Origin of the sequence: Allobosea lupini (assembly GCF_900109525.1) — a bacterium.
Lineage (GTDB): Bacteria > Pseudomonadota > Alphaproteobacteria > Rhizobiales > Beijerinckiaceae > Allobosea > Allobosea lupini.
Genome location: NZ_FOAN01000005.1, coordinates 424,955 through 446,107, shown reverse-complemented (window position 1 = coordinate 446,107; position 21,153 = coordinate 424,955). Strand labels below are relative to the sequence as shown.

General features: G+C 66.6%; 16 protein-coding genes. 6 read left to right on the top strand and 10 right to left on the bottom strand.

From position 1 onward, the window contains the following. Positions 1-5: 5 nt before the first annotated feature. From BMZ21_RS17445 to BMZ21_RS17425, 5 genes are all read right to left on the bottom strand, one after another. Complete coding sequence (locus BMZ21_RS17445) at positions 6-809, bottom strand: phosphate/phosphite/phosphonate ABC transporter substrate-binding protein (RefSeq protein ID WP_143079728.1); 804 nt, start codon at positions 807-809, stop codon at positions 6-8. Further along, on the bottom strand, positions 806-1,816 hold the full coding sequence (locus BMZ21_RS17440) for an ornithine cyclodeaminase family protein (RefSeq protein ID WP_091836918.1): 1,011 nt from the start codon (positions 1,814-1,816) through the stop codon (positions 806-808). Before BMZ21_RS17440 ends, BMZ21_RS17445 begins: the two co-directional genes overlap by 4 nt. Positions 1,817-2,091: 275 nt before the next feature. Further along, positions 2,092-3,582 carry a carboxylesterase/lipase family protein gene (locus BMZ21_RS17435; protein ID WP_091836916.1) on the bottom strand — a complete coding sequence of 497 codons (1,491 nt, stop codon included), beginning with the start codon at positions 3,580-3,582 and terminating at the stop codon, positions 2,092-2,094. Between the two features lie 107 nt (positions 3,583-3,689). Continuing rightward, positions 3,690-5,255: an ABC transporter substrate-binding protein gene (locus tag BMZ21_RS17430; RefSeq protein ID WP_091836914.1), complete on the bottom strand. Its 1,566-nt coding sequence runs from the start codon at positions 5,253-5,255 to the stop codon at positions 3,690-3,692. Positions 5,256-5,267: 12 nt separating this feature from the next. Then, positions 5,268-6,371, bottom strand: a complete 1,104-nt coding sequence (locus BMZ21_RS17425) for an ROK family protein (RefSeq protein ID WP_167561669.1) — start codon at positions 6,369-6,371, stop codon at positions 5,268-5,270. Between the two features lie 606 nt (positions 6,372-6,977). Here BMZ21_RS17425 and BMZ21_RS17420 point away from each other — a divergent pair. From BMZ21_RS17420 to BMZ21_RS17395, 6 genes are all read left to right on the top strand, one after another. After that, positions 6,978-7,958, top strand: coding sequence for a LysR family transcriptional regulator (locus BMZ21_RS17420; RefSeq protein WP_158673435.1), 981 nt, complete (start codon positions 6,978-6,980; stop codon positions 7,956-7,958). Positions 7,959-8,103: 145 nt separating this feature from the next. Continuing rightward, the gene (locus tag BMZ21_RS17415; RefSeq protein WP_167561668.1) at positions 8,104-9,168 is read left to right on the top strand and encodes a TRAP transporter substrate-binding protein; all 1,065 of its coding nucleotides are present in this window, start codon (positions 8,104-8,106) and stop codon (positions 9,166-9,168) included. 5 nt (positions 9,169-9,173) lie between these two features. Further along, the gene (locus tag BMZ21_RS17410; RefSeq protein WP_091836906.1) at positions 9,174-9,803 is read left to right on the top strand and encodes a TRAP transporter small permease subunit; all 630 of its coding nucleotides are present in this window, start codon (positions 9,174-9,176) and stop codon (positions 9,801-9,803) included. Then, positions 9,800-11,158: a TRAP transporter large permease gene (locus BMZ21_RS17405; protein WP_091836904.1), complete on the top strand. Its 1,359-nt coding sequence runs from the start codon at positions 9,800-9,802 to the stop codon at positions 11,156-11,158. Before BMZ21_RS17410 ends, BMZ21_RS17405 begins: the two co-directional genes overlap by 4 nt. 52 nt (positions 11,159-11,210) lie before the next feature. Continuing rightward, on the top strand, positions 11,211-13,262 hold the full coding sequence (locus BMZ21_RS17400; RefSeq protein ID WP_091836902.1) for a hydantoinase/oxoprolinase family protein: 2,052 nt from the start codon (positions 11,211-11,213) through the stop codon (positions 13,260-13,262). Positions 13,263-13,274: 12 nt separating this feature from the next. Beyond that, positions 13,275-14,936, top strand: a complete 1,662-nt coding sequence (locus BMZ21_RS17395) for a hydantoinase B/oxoprolinase family protein (RefSeq protein WP_208862301.1) — start codon at positions 13,275-13,277, stop codon at positions 14,934-14,936. A gap of 268 nt (positions 14,937-15,204) precedes the next feature. Here BMZ21_RS17395 and BMZ21_RS17390 read toward each other — a convergent pair whose 3' ends face one another. Genes BMZ21_RS17390 through BMZ21_RS17370 form a run of 5 tightly spaced genes read right to left on the bottom strand, consistent with a single transcriptional unit; the run spans position 15,205 to position 21,087 of the window. Beyond that, positions 15,205-16,515: an amidohydrolase family protein gene (locus tag BMZ21_RS17390; protein ID WP_091836900.1), complete on the bottom strand. Its 1,311-nt coding sequence runs from the start codon at positions 16,513-16,515 to the stop codon at positions 15,205-15,207. Between the two features lie 24 nt (positions 16,516-16,539). Next, the gene (locus BMZ21_RS17385; RefSeq protein ID WP_091836898.1) at positions 16,540-17,484 is read right to left on the bottom strand and encodes an ABC transporter permease; all 945 of its coding nucleotides are present in this window, start codon (positions 17,482-17,484) and stop codon (positions 16,540-16,542) included. After that, complete coding sequence (locus BMZ21_RS17380; RefSeq protein WP_091836895.1) at positions 17,481-18,542, bottom strand: ABC transporter permease; 1,062 nt, start codon at positions 18,540-18,542, stop codon at positions 17,481-17,483. Before BMZ21_RS17380 ends, BMZ21_RS17385 begins: the two co-directional genes overlap by 4 nt. Next, entirely contained in the window at positions 18,539-20,092 is a 1,554-nt protein-coding gene (locus BMZ21_RS17375) for an ABC transporter ATP-binding protein (protein WP_091836893.1), read from the bottom strand. Before BMZ21_RS17375 ends, BMZ21_RS17380 begins: the two co-directional genes overlap by 4 nt. Continuing rightward, positions 20,089-21,087: a BMP family protein gene (locus tag BMZ21_RS17370; RefSeq protein WP_091836891.1), complete on the bottom strand. Its 999-nt coding sequence runs from the start codon at positions 21,085-21,087 to the stop codon at positions 20,089-20,091. Before BMZ21_RS17370 ends, BMZ21_RS17375 begins: the two co-directional genes overlap by 4 nt. Positions 21,088-21,153 lie beyond the last annotated feature (66 nt).

Below are 21,153 nucleotides of genomic sequence, written 5' to 3'. Positions count from 1 at the left end.
GCCTGTCACCCGGGCTGCATGTAGCCCGCAGCGTCCGCAGCCTGCGCCTCGCGGACCAGTATCCGATAGCTTTCCGCCTCGACCACCTGGAAGCCTGTCAGCCGCAGATGCGCCAGGATTCTGCGTCCGGCCGGATCGTCGGCGATGGCCAGCAGGGCCTGCTGCAAGCTCGTGACCACCTCGTTCGCGACCGCTTGCGAGGCGACCAGCAGCGGCATCGGCCTGGGTGTCGTCGTCGCAACGATGCGCAGGCGTGCCGCCGTCTCGGGTTCGGCCACCAGCAACAGATCGTAGAAATAGGAATCGAGTGGGCCGATATCGATCCGCTCAGCGAGCAACGCCTCCACGACGCGACGCGGCGTCAGCAGCGGGCCGATGCTCTCGCGATAAAGCAGTCCGCGTTCACGCCAATCGCCTAGCAGATGCGTCCGGATGGCGTTGAAGCCCGATTGCGAATGCGCCACCGTCCAGCCGATGCGGTGGCCGAAACTGTCCTGCAGGGTCGCTATGTCGCTGCTGGCCCTGACGACCAGATGCGTCGCGTAAAACGGCATGCCATCGCCGGAGGCCGGAACGGGTGCGGCGACCGGCCTCACGCTGAAAGGACCGCTTGCAAAGGGGTAACCGCACATGAAGGCGAGCCCCAGATCGTCGCGCCGCCAGAGATCTTCGAGCGGCGCCGGTGCGGCATGGGCGATGATGTCGAGCGGAACGCCGCTCAGCGCCGCGATCCGGGAAAACAGGGCTGACCACGCGGCGCTCGTCGCATTATCGACGGCATACATGCGCGCGCTGGCAACGAGGTTCACGCGTAGCGCAGCCGCTGGCCGAGGCCCATGGTCTTCGCCTTCTCCAGCATGAAATGGCCCAGCGCGATATCCGAGAGCGAGAGGCCGCGATGCCAGAACAGGATCGTCTCATCCTCTCGTTCGCGGCCGGGTTTCAGCCCCGCGACGATTTCGCCCATCTCGGCGTGCAGCGTTTCCTCCGAGAGCTTTCCAGCCTCGACATGGGCGCGCAGCGAGCCGAAAGGGCCGCCCTTGCACTGGCCCCAGTCATCGACCACGAGCTTGCTCATGATGTCGGTCAGCGAGAGCTCGACGGCGCTCATCGTGCCATAAGGTACGACGAAGGCGCCCGGCTTGATCCAGCTCGTCTTCAGCATCGGGGCCGGCTCGTTCAGACGCGAGGCCTCGACGACGATGTCTGCGCCCTCGACGCAACTCTGCCAGTCCTCGGTCACGACGATCTTCTTGCCGAGATCGGCGGAGAGCTTCGCGCCAAAGGCCTCACGGCTTTCGGGCCGGCGTGAATGAACCCGGATCTCATCGAAATCGAACAGAGAATCGAGCAGGCGGACGTTCCAGTAGGCCGTGCCGCGCGCTCCGATATGGCCGAGCACCCTGGAGTTCTTGGACGCGAGATATTTCGCGCCGATCGCGGTGATTGCGCCGGTACGCATATCGGTGAGGTGGCTGCCATCGACTATGGCTGTCGGGACACCGGTCATCGGGTCCATCAGCAGCAGCAGGCCCATCTCGGAGGGCAGGCCAAGCTTGTAGTTGTCGACAAAGTCGCCGATGACCTTGACGCCAGCCCGCTCGATCGGCGCTCGAAAGGCGCCGCGCAGCACGTTGAAATGGCCGTCGGCGCCGGCCTTCGGCATCAAGTGCACACGCGGTTCGATCTCGGTCTGCTTGCGGCCTTGCGCGGAAAGTCCAGCCTCGACGGCGGCGATGATCTCGGCGTCGGTCAGCGCCAGAGCTTCGACGTCCAGCGCATTCAGGTAATCGATATAGAGCGGAGCATGGGTCATCCGGTCGTGGCTCCGACTTCTGGGCCTCAGCGTCTGAGTATACCAACCTGATACCCGTGATCGCGTGCTGCCAGCAAGCTCTCAGCGAGCCGAGAATTAGCGCCCAAGTCGTTATTGGACCAGTGCTGGCGGTCGTTGCCGTCCACCGAATTGCAAAGCTTAAGGCTGCGAGGTTTTTCGCTCTCTCTTGGATGGCCCGATCCCGCCATTAACGGACGTTGGGACCTTGCCTGAAGGCTGACGTTCCGGATTTGAAGGAGCGGGGAGACCGGTCGCTAACGATGGAACAAGCCATCGAAGATGCGGCGCAGGTCGTTTGACGGGTCCATTTGAAGCTGCGCGCTGCCGCCAAGGCCGAAGACCTGCGTCGCTCGCCTCTCGGCATCGTATTGCGTCCAGGGAGCGGATCCGGTCCGGACGAAGGTCGCTACGGCGTCGTGCATATTGCTGCTGCCGAGTGCGGTTGGCGTGCCATACGGCCCCGGCTGGTTCCAGATGAGGCCGAGATCGGCGACATGAGGCGCGAGGCCGGCGAAAGGGCCGGCGGCAAGGGGGCGGTCATTGCGGTAGACCCAGCTCGGCCCTCCGGCCGCGGCATGAGCTTCGGCCAGTCGGATCGAGGGCCATTCGTATTCCTCCGCCGTCAGCAGCCGCTGGCGGCGAGTGTCTGCAGGCAGGGCAGGCCAAACGCGCAAGGCACGCGCTTCCGCTTCCGCCATGAGGCTGGCCGACAGATGCGTCAGCTGTCGACCGTCCCAGTCTTGCGGCGCTATCGCGCTTCCGCCCTGGAAGCTGCCGAAAAAGGCGGCCATCTCATCGCGCGCGGTGCCGATCAGCAGCGGGACCGGCTGGCGGGGTAGCAGTCGCTGCGGCGTCTCGGGCAGGAATGCGCCGTCCAGCACGGCCCGAAAAGGCTGCCGCCGCACCTCTTCGCCGCGCAGCTGCGTCTGCAGGGCGATGAGGTCGGCAACCGGCATCGTCAGGAGACGCTGTCCGTCGCCGCCCGCGAGCGCCAGGGCGCGCCAGGCGACGGCGTCCGCATCATCCAGCGCATCGATCGTGTCGCCGCCGCCGGAGCTCGAGAACGCCGCATGGAAAAGGCCTGTCGCCGACGGCGCAGCCAGAAGCGCGGCGACATTCTTTGCCCCGGCCGACTCGCCGCCGATCGTGACCCGACCGGGATCGCCGCCAAAGGCAGCGATCGCCTGCCGAACCCAGCACAGCGCCGCCACGACGTCGCGCAACGCGTTGTTGCCGCTGCCGCGGAAACGCTCGCCGAAGATGCGCCCGCCTTCGAGAAACCCGAGCAGCCCGAGCCGATGGCCGACCGTAACGCATGTGATGCCGGCACGCGCGAAGGCTGCGCCGTCATAGACCGGGCGGCTGGTGCCGCCGACGATCTGGCTGCCGCCATGGAGCCAGACGAGTACCGGATGAGGTCCGGCTGCCGCCGGCGTCCACACGTTGAGGTACAGACAATCCTCGCTTGCCGGGACCCGCGGCATGGCGTCGGGATCACCGGGATAGAAGCCCGGATCAGCCGGTTGCGGCGCGACCGGCGCAAAACCCAGCGCCTCGCGCGTTCCAGCCCATGGCGGTAGCGGCTGTGGCGGGCGGAAGCGCAGCGCGCCGACCGGCGGGGCGGCGTAGGGAACGCCCTTGAAGCACCGGAGGTCGCCCACGCGCACACCACGCAGCCGCCCAAAAGGCGTGTCCACGATAATGGGCTCGTTGGGCGCCGCGTTGCGGGACGCATTGTGGAACATCAGGTACGGTCTCGAGGATAACGGGTCCGGCTCCGGTCGGAGCGCCCGCGATCGCGTCGGCTACGCGGGCAGAGCCGGGAGCGGCGGCACGCGCAGCCGTCGCTCAGTCACCGGCGTGCGATGTTCCAATAGACGGGCGCCGGGGGCGTGAGCAGCCCGGTCAGGTTCGCCTGATGGGCGCGGATCTGGTACTGCACGCCGATCGGCACATAGGGCACGGTCTCCGCGGCGCGGGCCTGGATCTTCGCTGCAAGCGCCTGCCGTTGCTCCTTGTCGGAAAGGTCGGCGAAGGCTGTGCGCATCGTCTCGATCTCCGCATCGCAGGGCCAGCCGAACCAGGCCTTCTCGCAATTCGAGCGCAGGCCGAGATGGCTTACCGGCTCCATCATATCGAGGCCGCCGGGGCCCGAGATGAAGATGGACCAGCCACCCTTGCCGACCGGCTCTTTGCTGGCCCGACGGGCGACGACCGTTGCCCAGTCCATCGCCTGCAGATCGGTCTTGAAGCCGATGCTCTTCAGCAGTTCGTCGGCGACGGTCGTGAAGGCATGGATGTTCGGGTTCTCGGCAGCATCGAGCAGCACCACCGGCGTTCCGTCATAGCCGGCCTCCCTTAAGAGTGCCTTGGCTTTGGCGAGGTCGAATTTGGGGAATCCGGCCTCGGTGAAATAGGGCGACGAGCAGACATAGAACGAGCGGCATGGTCTGCCGAGGTCTGGATCATCGATGACGGCGGCGAGGAAATCCGCACCGTCCACAGCGTGGAGCAGGGCCTGCCGCAGCTTCGGGTTGTCGAACGGCGGCTGGATCGAGTTGATCCGGATTTGCTGGGCCACGCCGATCTCGTCCTGGCGAGCGAGCACGATCTCCTTCGACTTCTTGGCAAGCGGAATGAGATCGCCGGACAGCTCCTCGCTGATGTCGATCTCGCCCTTCATCAGCGCGTTGAGCGCCGTTTGCTGGTCCGGAATGATCAGCCATTCGACGCGGTCGACCTTGGCGACCTTGCCGCCAGAGAATCCGGCGGGCGCCTCGGCGCGCGGGACATAGGCGGGGTTCTTGGTGAAGACCAGTCGCGCGCCTGCCATCCATTCGTCCTTCTTGAAGACGAAGGGTCCAGAGCCGGTGTGGTCGGTGACAGGCTGGTTGGGTGGCGTTGTCGAGGCGATGCGTGCGGGCATGATGAACGGCACCGGAGCGCCAGGCTTGCCGAGAGCATCGAGCACCATTCCCCAAGGCGATGTCAGCGTCAGGCGGAACGTCCTGGCATCCACCGCCTGCCAGGCGGCGCCGCGCTGGTTGAGTTGCTGTCCAAGGCTGTCATTGACGCTCCAGCGCTTCAGCGAGGCGATCACGTCGTCCGCCGTCAGGGGCTGGCCGTCGCTGAAGGTGAGCCCGCCGCGAAGCACGAAGGTCCAGACCTTGCCGTCCGCCGACGTCTCCCACGCCTCGACCATCTGCGGCTTGATCGCCAGCTTATCGTCGACCGCGAACAGCGTATCGTAGATCATGTAGCCGAAATTGCGGGCCATCGAATCCGAGCCGAGCATCGGATCCAGAATCTTGACGTCCCCAGACGGCTTGACCTTGAGCACGCTCTCGGCTTTGGCCGGCCCGGCGGCGACGAGCATGGCACCACCCAGAAGCGCTGCCGCAATTGCTCTGATATCCATGATTCCTCCCTTTTATCGTTGGGCTGGGTTGTCTGTGACGATGTCTGCGGCCAGCTCCTCTGCTCGCATCGCACCCCGTTGCAGGTAGGCGTAGGTGGCGAGCGCCAGGCCGGCGGCGGGTTCGCGTCCCAATTCCGCGTTCGAGAAGGCGAGGTTCACCGTCGACGCCCCGCCGAACAGGCTGGCGTCGATCCCGCCGAGAACCGCGCCATGCGCCTGGTCGCCGAGCTCGGCCGGCCAGCCGGCCACCACCACGCGCCGGACCGGCGTGAAGTTCAGGGCATTGCCAAGCGCGTGCCCCAATCTGACCAGGCGTGTCGCGAGGTCGCCACGGCCGCGCGCCGACAGCTTGAGCCGGCCCGCCTGCCGCCCGCCCATCGACAGCAGATCCTGCTCGCGTACGCCGATGGCCTGCGCGACGGCCGCCGTCGAGACATAGGCCTCGAGGCAACCCGAATGGCCGCACCGGCAGCGAGGCCCGCGCGGATCAAGCACCATATGGCCGATCTCGCAGGGCGAGACGTCGCCGCTCGCGGCGAAGTCGTCAATCAGAGCCGCGGCAACGCCGTGACCGACGAAGACGTAGAGATAGGGGCCATCGGCAAGGGCGACGCCCAGTTTCAGCTGGTGGGCGACGGCCCTAGTCATGATCGAATTGGCGGCGAGCAGCGCAACGCCCGGCTGTGCCGTCTGGATATCCGCGAGGATGTTCGCCGGATCAATGGCGATGATCGGGTTGATCCGGAGATCCTCGTGATAGCCCGGGATCGATACCGCAATCTGGCGAAGCTGAATCCCAGTCCGATGAACATAGTCAGTGAGTTGGTGCAGGGCGCGGCGATAGGTAGCCCTGACGGTTTCGAGGTCGGCATCGTCGCGCAGATCCAACCATTCGGAGAAACGGATCTCGCCGGTCAGCGATCCGACGCCGACATGCACCCGGCCGCTGGAGAACTCGACCGCGCCGACATGGCGATCTTTGCTAAGAGTCAGAAATGCGCTCGGTCCGCCTTGATAGGGCGCCGTAAGTCTCGTCTCCTGGACCAGATTTTCGGCTTTCAGGTCCGCGACGATGCGCGAGATGCTCGCATCCGTAAGGCCCGTTTTGCTGGACAAAGTCGGACGAAATGAGCCGCCGGTGCACCAGAGATGGCGCAGGATCGCTGATCGCGTCTCCCGCCGACTTCTTGGTGCTCCCACGTCCCCGCACTCCTATTTTTACTTTATGTAATAATCCTGATCCGAGGCGGCAGGCCTGTCAACACGTCAGACGGCGTCCGCCATCGCCCTGTCAGTTCAGAGCAATCGCCAAAGGCTCGGGAATAGTTTGGTCAGCCGCGCTGGTTGGTCCCGGTTGCACCAAACGCGCCGATAACTCGTCCGAGCAAGTTGCCAGCGTCTATGGGCTTTCCATCTCTGCGTGACCGAGGCGCATCGCCATCGACCGGCCTCGTCCCCTCGGCGCCAGAAGCCGACTCTGGTCGATGGCCAGGAAGCAGACATGGCGATGATGGGCTGACCAGCGGTCTTGGCGCTCAGCCAAGTTCAACGGCCCGAAGACCGCAAAGGCCATTGCGGCCGTCTGAGTCAGCAGCGGCACGGTTGATGCTTGCCGGATCCTGCATAACGGTGCCGACATATCACAGATCTCGCTCGTTCCGGCGGCCGCGTTCGTCCGAGGTCTTCGGTGCGCATGACAGTGTTGGGGCGACGGAGCGGCGTTTGAACGATCTGAAATGCCTGGAGACCTTCGTGTGGGTGGCGCGGCTGGGCGGGTTCCGGGCCGCCGCCGCCCAACTCAACACGACGCAGCCCTCAATCTCCGCCCGCATCGACCAGCTTGAGCAGCATTTTGGCGTGACGCTGTTTGGCCCGCCTCTGAAGCGCAGCACGCTGACCCGCGAAGGCACCGTCCTTCTCGAATACGCCGAGCGCATCCTCGCGACGATGACGGAGGCGCGCACCGTCGTCTCGCGGGCCGATGCGGTGCGCGGCGTGCTGCGGCTCGGCGTGGCCGAGACGCTGGTGCACAGCCTGATGCCGCGGCTGATCGAGGTCATCAACACCAGCTATCCCGACCTCGTGGTCGACATGATCGTCGATACGACGAACGTCCTGACCGAGCATCTGCTGCGCGGGCAGATCGATGTCGGCATGCAGGTTGGCCCTGTCGCCGATCCGCGCGCGGTCAACCAGCGCCTGTGTCACCTGCCGCTCGGCTGGGTTGCGAGCCCGGAGCTGCCGCTGGGCGATGAGCCGCTGACGCTGGCCCGGCTGGCACAGTGGCCAATCATCAGCTTCTCTCATGGCAGCCCGCTGGCGGAGGAGATCAAGCGCGCGCTCGGGGGAGAGGGGCGCGAGCAAGTCCGCCTCTGGGGCAGCGCTTCGCTGACGATCATGACCCGCATGGCCCTCGACGGTATGGGAAGCTGCATTCTACCGCTGGCGCTCGTGCGGGAGGATCTGGCTTGCGGGCGCCTGCGGCGGCTTTCGGTCGAAGGGGTGACGTTGCCCCCCAACGGCTTCCAGATCTCATATCTGCGAAAATCGAACAATTTCCTCGCGGCGCTGGTCGCGCGCCATGCCTGCCAAATCGGCAGGGTGCTCGAACACGAGGCGCGGCCCGATCAGGAATCCCGATCGGCCCGATCCAAAAACACAATTCGACAGCGGGCGCCCGATCGCCTTGAATTTCAGCCCTGAAGGCCGGCGGCCAAAGGCCTGTCGCAGGAAAAGACGTCAGAAGGAGTGTCGAGAAACGATAGAAGCCGTCGATCACGGCGGACGGAGGAAACAGCCGCAACGCGAGGGCCACCAAGGGGAACACGAACAACCGAGGCTCAAAGCGATGATCAAGTGCATTACGGCCGGCACGGCGCTGCTTGCAGCACTGGCCGCATCCGGTGTCGCGTCCGCGCAGGCGCCGATCCCGAAGCAGACCATCTCGGCGGTGACGCAGCCGCTGCCGACCAGCGCCCAGTTCACGCTCGTCGACGTTCCGTTTCTCCGCGAGGGCCTGCCGAAAGCCTCCAACGGGCAGATCACCGTCCAGCTCAGCTCTCACAGCGAGCGCAATCTCGGCGGCAACGAGATCGTCCGCCTCGTCCGCTCCGGTCAGGTCGATATCGGCGCCGGCACGCTCTCGACATTGTCGGGCGACGTACCGCTGCTAGACGGCATCGACCTTTCGGGCCTGAGCCCCGACATCGGCATGGCCCGCAAGATCGCCGATGCGATGTTGCCGGTCGCCAACAAGGAACTCGAGCGCTTCAACACCCGCCTCGTCGTCACCTACCCGTTCCCGGCGCAGGTGCTGTTCTGCCGCCAGCCCTTCGCCAGCCTGTCCGATCTCAAGGGCCGCAAGATCCGCACCTTCGGCAATTCGCTGGTCGATCTCGTCCAGACCATCGGCGGCCAGCCGGTCTCGATCGGCTTCCCGGAGGTCTACAGTGCCTTGGAACGCGGTGTCGTCGACTGTGCCGTCACCGGCACGGGTTCGGGCGCGGCAGCGCGCTGGCCGGAAGTGGCGAGCCACATCTCCGACCTGCCGCTCTCCTGGGCGGTCGCCGGCTACATGGTCAACCTCGGCTGGTGGAACAAGCTCGATGCCGGCACCAAGGGCCTGCTGGAGAAGACCTTCGCCGACATGACCGATGCGCTTTGGACGCTCGGCGACGCCGCGACGCGCGATGGCATCGACTGCAATATCGGGGCAAAGGACGCCTGCAAGATCCACTCGCTCGCCGCCAAGCCGATGACCGAGGTCAAGGCGACCGAGGCCGACAAGGCGCTGGTGCGGCAGATCATGCAGAGCACGGTGCTGCCTGGCTTCGTCAAGCGCTGCGGCGCGCGCTGCGGCACGGTCTACAACGACGTCATCGCGCCGATCTCCAAGGTGGAGTTCAAGCCTTGAGCCCCGTGGCCGGGGCCGACGCCCCGGCTGCGCTGCAGATCGCCCGGACACTGCGCCGGATGATCGAGGGGGCAGCCAGCTGGATGGCCTATGCGGCGGGCTGGAACTACGTGCTCTGCGCGCTCTTCATCACCACCGACATCGTCGGCCGCTCCTTCTTCGGTGTGTCCAGCGCCGCCACCGTCGAGATCAGCGGCTACATGCTCGCCTGCGGCATCTCCTGGTCGCTGGCGCATACGCTGGCGGAGCGGGCGCATATCAGGGTCGACGTGCTGATCAACCGCATGCCGCTGAAGATCCGCGCGTTCCTGCATCTCTTCGCGCTCGTTCTGCTCGGGCTTTTCGCCGCCTTTCTCGCATGGGCAGGGTGGCAGCTTCTGGATGAATCCGTGATGTTCGACGCCCATGACAACAGCGCCCTGCACATTCCGATGGCATGGCCGCAGGGCATATGGGCTTTCGGGCTCGGCGCCTTCCTGGTGATGATCGCGGCCCTCCTGCTGGAAGCCTTGCTCGGGCTGTTCTGCGGCCGCTATGACGAGATCGCCGCGCTGCTCGGCTCGCGCAGCATCGACGACGAGGCCGAGGAAGCGCTCGAAGCCGTCGCCATGGCGCGCCGGGAGACCGGCGCATGATCGCGGTCGCCTTCCTCCTCGTCATGATGGGCGTCGTGATCTTCGCGGCCGGAGCCCAGGCGCTCCCCGTCGCGGAAATCCTGGCGCTCGTCGCGATCTTCGCCGTGTTCTTCGGCGCGGGCGTGCATGTCGCGGCCGTGCTCGGCATCCTCGCCTTGCTCACCGGCTTCATGTTCTCGGACAGGCCGTTCTGGGCCTTCGCCGGCCAGACTTTCTGGGGACCGTCCAGCAATTTCGTGCTGATCGCGGTGCCGCTCTTCCTCCTGATGGGCGAGATCCTGCTGCGGGCGGGTCTGTCCGAGCGCCTCTACAAGGCGCTCAACGTCTGGCTGAACCGGATGCCGGGCGGGCTGCTACACACCAACATCGCCTCCTGCGCGCTATTCTCCGCGATCTCCGGCTCGTCGGTCGCCACCGCCGCGACGATGGGATCGGTCGCGCTGCCCTATTTCGAGGGCACGAAATACAACCAGCGCATGGTGCTGGGTTCGCTCGCCGCCGGCGGCGCCATGGGCAATCTGATTCCGCCGGGCATCACCTTCATCGTCTACGGCCTGATCACCGAGACGTCTGTCGGCGCGCTCTATATCGCTGCGATCATTCCCAGTGTCATCGTCACGGCCTTCTTCATTGCGATCATCGTGGCGCATGGCCTGCGCCATCCGATGGAGAAGCCTCCGCCGGTCCCGTTGATGACCAAGATCAGGGCGCTGTGGGATCTCGTGCCGACGCTCGTCCTGATCGTGCTCGTGCTCGGCTCGATCTATGTCGGTTTCGCCACGCCCACGGAGGCCGCCGCGCTCGGCGTCGTCGGGTCCGCCCTCTTCGCGGTGATCGAGCGTCGCTTCTCCCTCGCCATGCTGCACGCCTCGGCCCTGACGACGGCGCGCAACACGGCGCTGCTCGGCCTCATCATCATGGGCGCCTATTTGCTCAACTACGTGCTGACGCTGATCAACGTGCCGCAGGCCGTGGCGGAGATGATCGCGCATCTGCCGATCCCGCCCTGGGCGATCATGCTCGCGATCATCGGCATGTATTTCGCGCTCGGCACCTTCATGGAAGGCTTCTCCATGATCATCACGACGGTGCCGGTGGTTTTCCCGATCGTCGTTGGGCTCGGCTACGATCCGATCTGGTTCGGCGTGATCGTCACCATGCTGGTCGAGATCGCGCAGATCAGCCCGCCGGACGGCACTGTGATGTATGTCCTCCAGGGCATGCGACCCAAAGGCGGGCCGATCACCGACGTCTTCGCCGGCGTGATGCCCTTCCTCTTCGCCTATCTCCTGGCGGTCGGCGTGCTGCTGCTCTGGCCGGAGACGGCACTGTGGCTGCCGGCCCTGATGCGCTGAGCCCGCGAACTTCATCACATTTCCTACCTTCGAGACGACGACCGGAGCTTTCGTGACTTCCGTTCCTTTCATCCGCATCGGCATCGACATCGGCGGCACCTTCACCGATCTCCAGATCCTGAACGAAAAGACCCAAGGCCTCTCCAGCCTCAAGACCCCGACCACGCCCGAGGATCCCTCGATCGGCCTGCTGACGGGCCTGCGCGAGGCCGGGGAGCGCTACGGTTTCGCGCTGGCCGATATCCGGATCCTCCTGCACGGCACCACGATCGCGACCAATGCGGTGCTGGAGCGCAAGCTGGCGAAGGGCGTTCTGCTGACCACGGCCGGTTTCGAGGACGTGCTGGAGATCGGCCGACACAATCGCCGCGACATCTACAGCGCCCGCCAGAAGCGGCAGGCTCCGCTGGTCGGCCGCGAACGGCGCTTCGGCGTCGTCGAGCGCATGCGCGCCGATGGCAGCGTCGAGACGCCGCTCGATGTTGCGGCGCTGGAGCCGCTGGCGGAGAAGATCGCGGCAGCTGCCCCCGGCGCCATCGCCGTTTCGCTGCTCAACGCCTATCGCAGCGACCGGCACGAGAAGGCGCTGGCCGAATGGCTGGGCCAGCGCTTTCCCGACATCCCGATCTCGCTCTCATCCGATATCAGCCCCGAGATCCGGGAATTCGAGCGGACCTCGACAACCGTTCTCAACGCCCTGCTGCTGCCCGTAGTCGGCACCTATCTCGACCGGTTGGGGACGCGCCTGGCCGAGGCCGGCGTCGCGGCGCGATTGCTGCTCGTCCAGTCCAATGGCGGCGTCTGCAGCGCCGAGGTGGCGAAGCGCCAGCCGGCGCGGCTACTGCTCTCCGGTCCGTCGGGAGGAGCGCTCGCGACTCTGCGCATGGCGCAGGCGCTGGCGCGACCGAACCTGCTCGGCGTCGACATGGGCGGGACCAGCTTCGACGTCTGCGTGGTGCGCGAGGGAACAGTCACGCAGATGACCCAGGGCGAGATCGACGAACTGCCGGTGCGCCTGCCGATGATCGAGATCCGCACCATCGGCTCGGGCGGCGGTTCGATCGCCTCGATCGACGAGGCCAGGCGCCTGCGCGTCGGCCCGCGCAGCGCCGGCTCGCGGCCGGGGCCGGTCTGCTACGGGCGCGGCGGCACCGAGCCGACCGTCACCGACGCCAATCTGGTCATGGGCCGGCTCGACCCGCGCTATTTTCTCGGCGGCGCGATGAAGCTCGATCTCGACGCCTCGCGCGCGGCCATCCTCGGAAAAGTCGGCGCGCCGCTGGGTTTGTCCATGGAGGCAGCGGTCGACGGCATGATGACCGTGACCAATACGAGCCTCGCCGCCGCCGCGCGCTTGAGCCTGTTCGAGAAGGGCCTCGACCCGCGCGACTTCAGCCTCGTCTCCTTCGGTGGGGCGGGCGGACTTCACGCCATCCCCGTCGCGGAGGAACTCGGCGTGTCGGAGGTGATCTTCCCTGCCGACGCCTCGACCTTCTCGGCCTATGGCATCCTGCATTCCGACATCGTCCACGATCTCGCCCGCAGCAGGGTGATGCCGACGACCGATGCCAACCTGCCGCATGTCAGGACGATGCTCGCGGAGCTGATGGCGCAGGGCGCTGCGCTGCTGGACGAGGACGGCGTGCCGGCTTCCAGCCGGCGCTACCTCGTCTCGGCCGATTTGCGCTATCGCGGCCAAGCCTCGGAGCTGGTGGTGCCCTGGACCGAGGCGAGCGCGACGCCGGAGGCGCTTGCCCGCGTCGTTGCCGATTTCCACGCCGGCCACGCCCAGCGCTTCTCCTATTCCGATCCGAAGGCGGCGGTGGAGCTGGTGGCGCTGCGGCTCGCGGCGGTCGGCGTGCTGTCGACCGGCACCGCGACGGCCGCGGCGACGTCGGCGGGTGGCAAGAGCGAGCCGATGGAATCGCGGCCCGTCCTGCTCGACGGCGCCTTCGCGGAGGTGCCGGTCTATCGGCGCCCGGCGCTCGCTGGCGAGATCGCCGGGCCGGCGCTCGTCGAGGAGGAATACACCACGATCCTGCTCACCGCAGGCTGGGCCTGCGCGCCCGGCCCGATGGGCGCGCTTATCGCCCGCAAGATTTGAGCGAGACGAACCATGACCGCCATGACAAGAACCGCAGCAGCGAAGACCGATCTCGGCCCCGTCACGCTCGAAGTGCTACGCAACGCCTTCACAGCCACCGCCAATGAGATGGACGTCACGGTCTGGCGCACCAGCCGCTCGACTATCGTGCGCGAGATGCTCGACTATTCGACCGCCGTTTTCGACCGGGACGGCTACAATGTCGCGCAGTCGGCCCGCATTCCGGGCCACCTCAACTCCATGAGCGCTGGCCTGATCACCATCGTCCGCGACTTCCTGCCGCTCGACCAATGGCAGGAGGGCGACGTCGTCATCACCAACGACCCCTATTGCGGCGGTCAGCACATCCCCGACATCCTCGCCTACCGACCCGTCTATGCCGAGGGGCAGCGCATCGCGATCGTCGGCACGCTCTGCCACCATCTCGACATGGGCGGCATGGCGGCAGGCTCCTATGCCGCGAGTGCCACCGAGATTTTCCAGGAGGGCCTGCGCATCCCGCCGCTGAAGCTCTTGCGCGGCGGCGTGATGAACGACGACGTCCTGGCGATGATGCTGCAGAACGTGCGCCGGCCCGACATGCTGCTGGGCGATCTGCAGGCACAACTTGCCTCGCTCGCCGTCGGCCACGGCACGATGCAGCGTCTCGCGACGCGTTTCGGCGCCGATACCATCGTCGAGGCCTGCACGCTGCTGCTCGACGGCTCCGAGCGGGCGATGCGCGCGATGATCGGGCGGATTCCCGACGGGCGCTATTCCTTCGAGGATTTCCTCGACGACGACGGCATCCTGCCCGATCCGATCCGCATCCATGCGCAAATCGAGGTCAAGGGCGAGGAGATGGTCGTCGACCTCTCCGGCTGCGGCAAGCAGGCGTCGGGGCCGATCAACGCCACCGTCGCCTCTTCCGGCTCGGCGGTCTACTATGCGGTGATGGCGATCGCCGACAAGGAGATCCCTGCCAATGCCGGCTGCTACCGGCCGGTCTCGCTGATCGTGCCGGAAGGGCTGATCGTCAATCCGCGTCATCCTGCTCCGGTGGCGAACCGGGTCGCGGTCGGGCACCGACTCGCCACCACAATGTTCGGCGCACTGCATCAGGCGGTGCCCGGCCGCGTGCCGGCGGCCTACTACGGCGTCTCCTATGTCTGCTCCTTCCAGACCATCGGCGAGCAGGGCGAGCGCGGCGTACTTGTCGAGATCGAGATCGGCGGCACCGGCGCCTACGACGACCAGGACGGGCTCAACGCCTATTCCTACGGCATGCACAACAACGCCTCGATCCCGATCGAGATGATCGAGGCCGACGTGCCTTTGACGATCACCGCTTACGGGCTGATCGACGGCTCGGGCGGCGCCGGACGCCAGCGCGGCGGGCTCGGCCTGTTCCGCGAATGGCGCGTCGACAGTCCTGCGGCGGTGTTTACCGCCAATCTGGAACGCTTCAAGTTCAGGCCCTATGGGCTGGAAGGCGGCGAGCCCGGCCGCGAGGGACATCTCTACCTCATCCGCGACGGCGAGCGGCAGGCGCTCGGCTCCAAGATCAACAATCTGCCGCTGGTAAAGGGCGACATCATCCGGCTGGAAACCTCCGGCGGTGGCGGCTATGGCGCGGTGGAGGAGCGAATCCCGTCAGCGGTCGACCACGACCGGCTCTGTCGCTACGCCTGCTGATTGCGAGTATCGAGCGCGAACGTTTCGGCGATTCTCCGGTGAGTTCTCGCCCGTATTTCATGCGGAAGGTCCGGCTCTCCTAAGGCGCTTGCCTCTTGGTCGGCCTGGCTTCATCCACTTCGCGCGATGTGTGGACGGCTCTCAGTTGGCAAGGGTTCTGTTGCACTGCGGCAGCGCTGGTCGGTGCGGCAATATGTTCGACCTGTCGATGCGGCAAATCCTGTCAAAGTGCTGCTCCGCGCCTTCGTCCGCGCACGGCAATGAGGGCTCACGCCACAGCTCCACCCTTCGGGGGACGCGGCGCGTAGTGGGCTGCCGCTACACTGCTCGGCCGGCCCGCGATTTCGAGCATGCTCTCGCGTGGCTTGGCCTTCGCGATCACTCGCCCGCCCTTGAGGACTGCAAGCCGTGGCGGTCGCAGGCGAATGGCCTCGATCGGATCGCGCGCATCGAGCACCACGAGATCGGCCGGCTTGCCGACGGCGATACCGTAATCCGCCAACCCCATCGCGGCGGCGGCATTGACCGTTACCGCGTCGAAGCATTGCTTCATCGCGGCCAGTGAGGTCATCTGCCCGACATGCACGGCCATATGGGCGGCATCGAGCGGGTCGGCCGCGCCGAGGGAGTACCAGGGGTCCATCACGCAATCCATGCCGAAGGCGACGTTGACGCCGGCCGCCATCAATTCGGGTACGCGTGTGAGACCTCGGCGTTTGGGGTAGGTGTCGTGCCGGCCCTGGATGCAGATGTTGATAAGCGGGTTGGCGATGGCGTGAAGCTTCGCCTCTGCGATCAGCGGGATCAGTTTCGAGACGTAGTAGTTGTCCATCGAGTGCATCGAGGTCAGGTGCGAGCCGGCGACGCGACCCTGCAAGCCATGGCGCAACGTCTCCTGCACAAGCGTCTCGACATGGCGCGACATCGGATCGTCAGTCTCATCGCAATGCATGTCGACAGGCAGGCCGCGCTCGGCGGCGATGCGGCAAAGCTGGCGCACGGATTCTGCGCCATCGGCCATGCTGCGCTCGAAATGCGGGATGCCGCCGACGATGTCGACGCCGAGATCGAGCGCGCGTTTCAGATTGTCGACGGCGCCGGGGCTGCGCAGATAGCCATCCTGCGGGAAGGCGACGAGCTGCAGCGAGATATAGGGCGCTATGCGCTTCTTCACCTCCAGCAACGCCTCGACGGCCAGCAGCCGATCGTCGCAGATGTCGACATGGCTGCGGATGGCCAGCAGCCCCTGCGACGCTGCGAGGTCGCAATAGCGTAAGGCACGCTCGATCACAGCTTCATGGGTCAGCAGCGGTTTGAGCTCGCCCCACAGCGCGATGCCTTCCAGCAACGTGCCCGAGCGGTTCAGCCGCGGCAGGCCGAGCGAAAGCGTCGCATCCATATGGAAATGCGGGTCGACGAAGGGTGGGCTGACCAGCCGGTCGGTCGCATCGATGGTCTCGCGTGCCTCGATCGTGATGCGCTGCGCGATCTCTACGATAGTCCCATCCGCAATGGCGATGTCGACCGGTGCACCGCCCTCGGGAAGATTGGCCTGGCGAATCAGCAAATCGGGTTGCATGGCAGGTCGTCGCTCGCGAAAGAATCAGCGTTCGCCCTTGATGTAGGGCTTCATCAGGGCGCGCGGATAGTCAGCCTTGCGCGCGACCAGGATCAAGGCCGCGATCGAGAGCAGATAGGGAAGCATCAGGAAGAGCTGGCTCGGCACTACGCCGCCGGCGAGCGTCTGGAGCCTGAGCTGATAGGCGTCGAAGGCGCCAAAGAGCAGCGCGCCGAGCAGCGCCTTGCCCGGCCGCCAGGAAGCGAAGACGGTGAGCGCGATGCAGACCCAGCCGCGCCCGTTGATCATGCCGAAGAAGAAGGCGTTGAACGCCGACATGGTCAGGAAGGCGCCGCCGATCGCCATCAGCGCCGAGCCGGCAGCCAGCGCGCCCATCCGCAGCCCGGCGACGGAAAGCCCTTGTGCGTCGACCGAAGCCGGATTGTCGCCGACGGCACGGATCGCGAGACCGAGCGGCGTCTTCGCCAGCACGAAGGCGGTGAGGCCGACCACCGCGAAGGCGAGCCATGTCAGCGCCGTCTGCTGCGACAGGGCAGGGCCGAGGATCGGCACGGCGTCGAGGAAGCCGAGGCCGAGCGGCTGGAAGGGTTCGATGCGCGGCGGCGTCGTCACGGCGGGAAAGGCGACGCGGTAGCCGAAATAGGCGGCGCTCGTCGCGAACAGCGTGATGCCGATGCCGGCGACATGCTGAGAGAGGCCGAGGACCACGGTCAGGCAGCCATGCAGCAGGCCGAGGCACGCCCCCGCCATCGCCGCCACAGTGACGCCGAGCCAAAGCGGCAGGCCGAGATAGACCGAAAGCCAGCCCGCCATGGCCCCGGCGACGAAGATGCCCTCGATGCCGAGATTGAGCACGCCCGCCCGCTCGCAGATCAGCGCGCCGAGCACGCCGAAGATCAGCGGCGTCGCGATCCGGATCGCCGCCGCCCAGAAATTGGCCTGCAGCAGAATCTCGAATGCCTCGCTCATGCCGTCTCCACCCGGCGCAGCCGATAGCGCAGGAACAGCGAGCCGACGAGGACGCAGAGCAGCGAGAGCGCCACGACCAGATCGGCGAAATAGTTGGAGACGCCGAGGCTGCGGCTCATCGTGTCGGCGCCGACGAAGATGCCGGCGATGAAGACCGCGGCCGGGATCACGGCCAGCGGTTCCAGCGCCGCCAGCATGGCGACGACGATGCCGGCATAGCCGAAGCCGGGCGAGAGGTCGCTGGTCAGATAGCCCTTCAGCCCCGCCACCTCGCCGGCCCCGGCCAGGCCAGCTAGCGCGCCGGAGAGGAAGCCGGTCTTCACCAGCGTCGCCGCGACCGGGATGCCGGCGAAGGCGGCGGCGCTGGCATTGCCGCCGACCGCCCGCATCTCGAAACCCAGCACCGTCGCACGCTGCAGGAAGGCGACGAGCAGCGCCGCGACGAGCGCGATGATCAGCCCGGCATGCAGCCGCATCTGCGCGACGAGCTTTGGCAAGGCCGCCTCGTCGACGATAGGCGCCGACTGCGGCCAGCCCATGCCCATCGGATCCTTGAGCGGTCCTTCGAGCATCATCTGCACGAAGAGCAGCACGACGAAGTTGAGGAGAAGGGTCGTCACCACCTCGTCGACCGAGAGCTTCGCCTTCAGCAGCGCCGGCCCGAGCATCAGGAGCCCGCCCGCCAGCGCTCCGGCCAGGCAAACCAGCGGCAGCATCAGCCAGGGCGGCCCTTCGATCGCCCCGGAACCGATGGCGACGGCCGCGAGCGCTCCGGCATAGAGCTGCCCTTCCGCGCCGATATTCCAGAGCCGCGAGCGAAAGGCGATGGCTGCGGCGAGCCCGGTGAGGATCAGCGGCGTCGCCCGCGTCAATGTCTCCGTGAGCGCGAAGACCGAACCTGCGGCGCCAGCGAGCAGCAGGCCGATGGCACGGGAGGCCGGGGTGCCGGTCAGCGCCAGGATGACGAGCGACAGCAGCAGCGCGGACAGCGCCGAAGCAATTGGGATCGCGATCCTGAGCAGCAGGGAAGGCTGCGCGCGCGGCTCGAAGCGGATCATGCCGCGGCTCCGAAGGCGGAGAAGGCTTCGCCTGCCATGGCGAGCCCGATCTCGGCCGCGCTCAGCCGGTCGGCGTCGGCTGTGGGCGTCAGCCGTCCGCCATGGATCACCGCGATGCGATGGCTCAGCGCGAAAAGCTCGTCGAGATCCTCCGAAATCAGCAGCACGGCCGCACCGGCCTCCGCCGCCTCGCGCAGCCGGCGATGGACGCTGACCGTCGCGCCGATATCCAGGCCGCGCGTCGGCTGGTTGGCGAGGATGAGGCGGGGTGCGCCCGCCAGCGCCCGCGCCAGCAGCAGCTTCTGGATATTGCCGCCCGAGAGCAGCCGAAGCGGGGCATCCGGGCCGGGGCAGCGGATGTCGTAGGAGGCGATGGCGTCCTGCGCCGCCGCGCGGATCGCCTTCGGCCGCAACAGGCCGAGATGGCTGAACGGCCTTTCGCCGCGCCGCTCGATCACGAGATTCTCCGCGACCGTCATGTCGCCGACCATGCCGTCGCGATGGCGGTCTTCGGCGAGCCGCCCGACGCCGTCGCGCCGCCGCTCGGCCGGGCTAGCACCGCCCTGCCGGCCCAAGACCGTCATGATGCCGCTGTCGGGTCCGAGCAGGCCCGCGACCAGCCCGGCGAGGCTCGACTGACCGTTGCCGGATACGCCGGCGATGCCGACGATCTCGCCCTGTCGCAAGATCAGCGTGGCCTCGATCAGCCGCGTGCGGCCGGAGCCCGCCGAGACGCGCTGGAGCTCCAGTGCGGCCGGGCCGGGTTGGGCGGGCGCCGGGCGCTCGACCTCGACCTCTTCGCCGACCATCAGCTGTGCGATCAGGGCCCGATCGGCGCCCACGGTCGGCCGGTCGGCGACCTTGCGGCCGGCGCGCAGCACGACGAGCCGCTGCGACAGTGCGAGCACCTCGTCGAGCTTGTGGCTGATGAACACGATGCCCAGCCCCTCGGCGGCCAAGGCCCGCAGCGCCGCGAAGAGACCTTCGGCCTCCTGCGGGGTCAGCACGGCCGTGGGCTCGTCGAGCACGAGGATGCGGGTGCGGCGCGAGAGCGCCTTGAGGATTTCGATGCGCTGGCGTTCGCCGACGCCGAGCTCCGCGACGCGAAGGTCGAGCCGCACGACAAGTCCCGTGCGCGCCATCAGGGCCTCGACGGTGCGGCGCATGGCGCGCCGCCCGCGCGCCAGCCCAAACAGCGGTTCGAGCCCGAGCACGATGTTCTCGAACCCGGTCAGGTTCTCGGCCAGGGTGAAATGCTGGTGCACCATCCCGATGCCGGCGTTGAGCGCCGCCAGCGGCGAGCCCTGCGGCAGCGGCCGCAGCTCGCCTTCGGGGGAAGCGACCGAGACCTCCCCCTGGTCGGCCAGATAATGGCCTAAGAGGATGTTCATCAGCGTGGTCTTGCCCGCGCCGTTCTCGCCGAGCAACGCGACGATCTCGCCGCCGTGCAAAGTGAGATCGACCGCGTCGTTCGCCGTCAGCGCGCCGAAGCGCTTGGTGATGCCGCGCAGCGCCAGGACGGGCGCGAAGGCTGGCCCCTCGGCGCTCAAGCGGTCGACTTCGGCTCTGCGTCGTTGACGTTCACGCGGAAGGCGCCGTCGAGAATGTCCTTCTCCTTTGCCTTCACGACGTCGATGACGTCCTGGGGCACGAGCTTGGGATCGAGCGGGGACAGGCTCGCGCCGCCATGGGCCATGTAACTGTAGACGCCGTAATCGGCAGGCTCGTAGGTGCCGCTGGCGACGTTCTTGATGACCCGGTCGATCGTTGGCTCCATGTGCCAAAGCGCCGAGGCCAGGACCACGCCCGGATACTGGGAGGCCGTGTCGATGACATTGCCGATCGCCTTGACGCCGCGCTCCTTGGCGGCGTCCGTGACGCCGAAGCGCTCGGCGTAGAGAACGTCCGCCTTCTTGTCGATCATCGCGAAGGCGGCTTCCTTGGCCTTCGGCGGGTCGTACCAGGAGTTGATGAAGGTCACGAGGAACTTCGCCTGCGGATTGACCGAAAGCGCGCCTTCCATGAAGGCGTTCATCAGCCGGTTGACCTCCGGAATGGCATAGCCGCCGACGAGGCCGATGACGTTTGACTTGGTCGCCGTGCCCGCCACCATGCCGGTCAGGAACGAGGGTTCGTGGATGAAGTTGTCGAAGACCGAGAAATTCGGCTTTGAGGGCTGGAACGAGGAGCCCATCAGATAGGCGGCCTTGGGGAAGTCGGTCGCGACCTTGCGCGCCGCGCGCTCGACGCCGAAGACCTCGCCGACGACGAGGTCGGCGCCTTCGGTCGAATATTGGCGCATGACGCGCTCGTAATCGGTATTGGTGACGTTCTCGGAGAATTTATAGGTGATGTCGCCGCGCTCCTTGGCAGCGTTTAGCGCTTTGTGGATGCGTGAGACCCATTGCTGCTCGACCGGGACCGTATAGATGGCGGCTACGCTCAACGGTCTCTTGCCCTGAGCGAAGCCGCCCTGCGCGAGCGCCGTCGAAGCGAGACCCACACCCAGTCCGAGCGCCCTGCGCCGGTTCACCATCAGCACCATCGATCTCCTCCCCGACAACATGTTCGTCATGAGCTTAGGCTTACGCGTAAGGCTGAGCAAAGGTTG

Excerpts from the sequence above, each read along its gene's own strand:
- BMZ21_RS17385 (WP_091836898.1), bottom strand. The coding sequence starts at position 17,484 with ATGAGCGAGGCATTCGAGATTCTGCTGCAGGCCAATTTCTGGGCGGCG.
- BMZ21_RS17415 (WP_167561668.1), top strand. The coding sequence starts at position 8,104 with ATGATCAAGTGCATTACGGCCGGCACGGCGCTGCTTGCAGCACTGGCC.
- BMZ21_RS17395 (WP_208862301.1), top strand. The coding sequence starts at position 13,275 with ATGACCGCCATGACAAGAACCGCAGCAGCGAAGACCGATCTCGGCCCC.
- BMZ21_RS17435 (WP_091836916.1), bottom strand. The coding sequence starts at position 3,582 with ATGTTCCACAATGCGTCCCGCAACGCGGCGCCCAACGAGCCCATTATC.
- BMZ21_RS17370 (WP_091836891.1), bottom strand. The coding sequence starts at position 21,087 with ATGGTGCTGATGGTGAACCGGCGCAGGGCGCTCGGACTGGGTGTGGGT.
- BMZ21_RS17440 (WP_091836918.1), bottom strand. The coding sequence starts at position 1,816 with ATGACCCATGCTCCGCTCTATATCGATTACCTGAATGCGCTGGACGTC.
- BMZ21_RS17380 (WP_091836895.1), bottom strand. The coding sequence starts at position 18,542 with ATGATCCGCTTCGAGCCGCGCGCGCAGCCTTCCCTGCTGCTCAGGATC.
- BMZ21_RS17430 (WP_091836914.1), bottom strand. The coding sequence starts at position 5,255 with ATGGATATCAGAGCAATTGCGGCAGCGCTTCTGGGTGGTGCCATGCTC.
- BMZ21_RS17390 (WP_091836900.1), bottom strand. The coding sequence starts at position 16,515 with ATGCAACCCGATTTGCTGATTCGCCAGGCCAATCTTCCCGAGGGCGGT.
- BMZ21_RS17405 (WP_091836904.1), top strand. The coding sequence starts at position 9,800 with ATGATCGCGGTCGCCTTCCTCCTCGTCATGATGGGCGTCGTGATCTTC.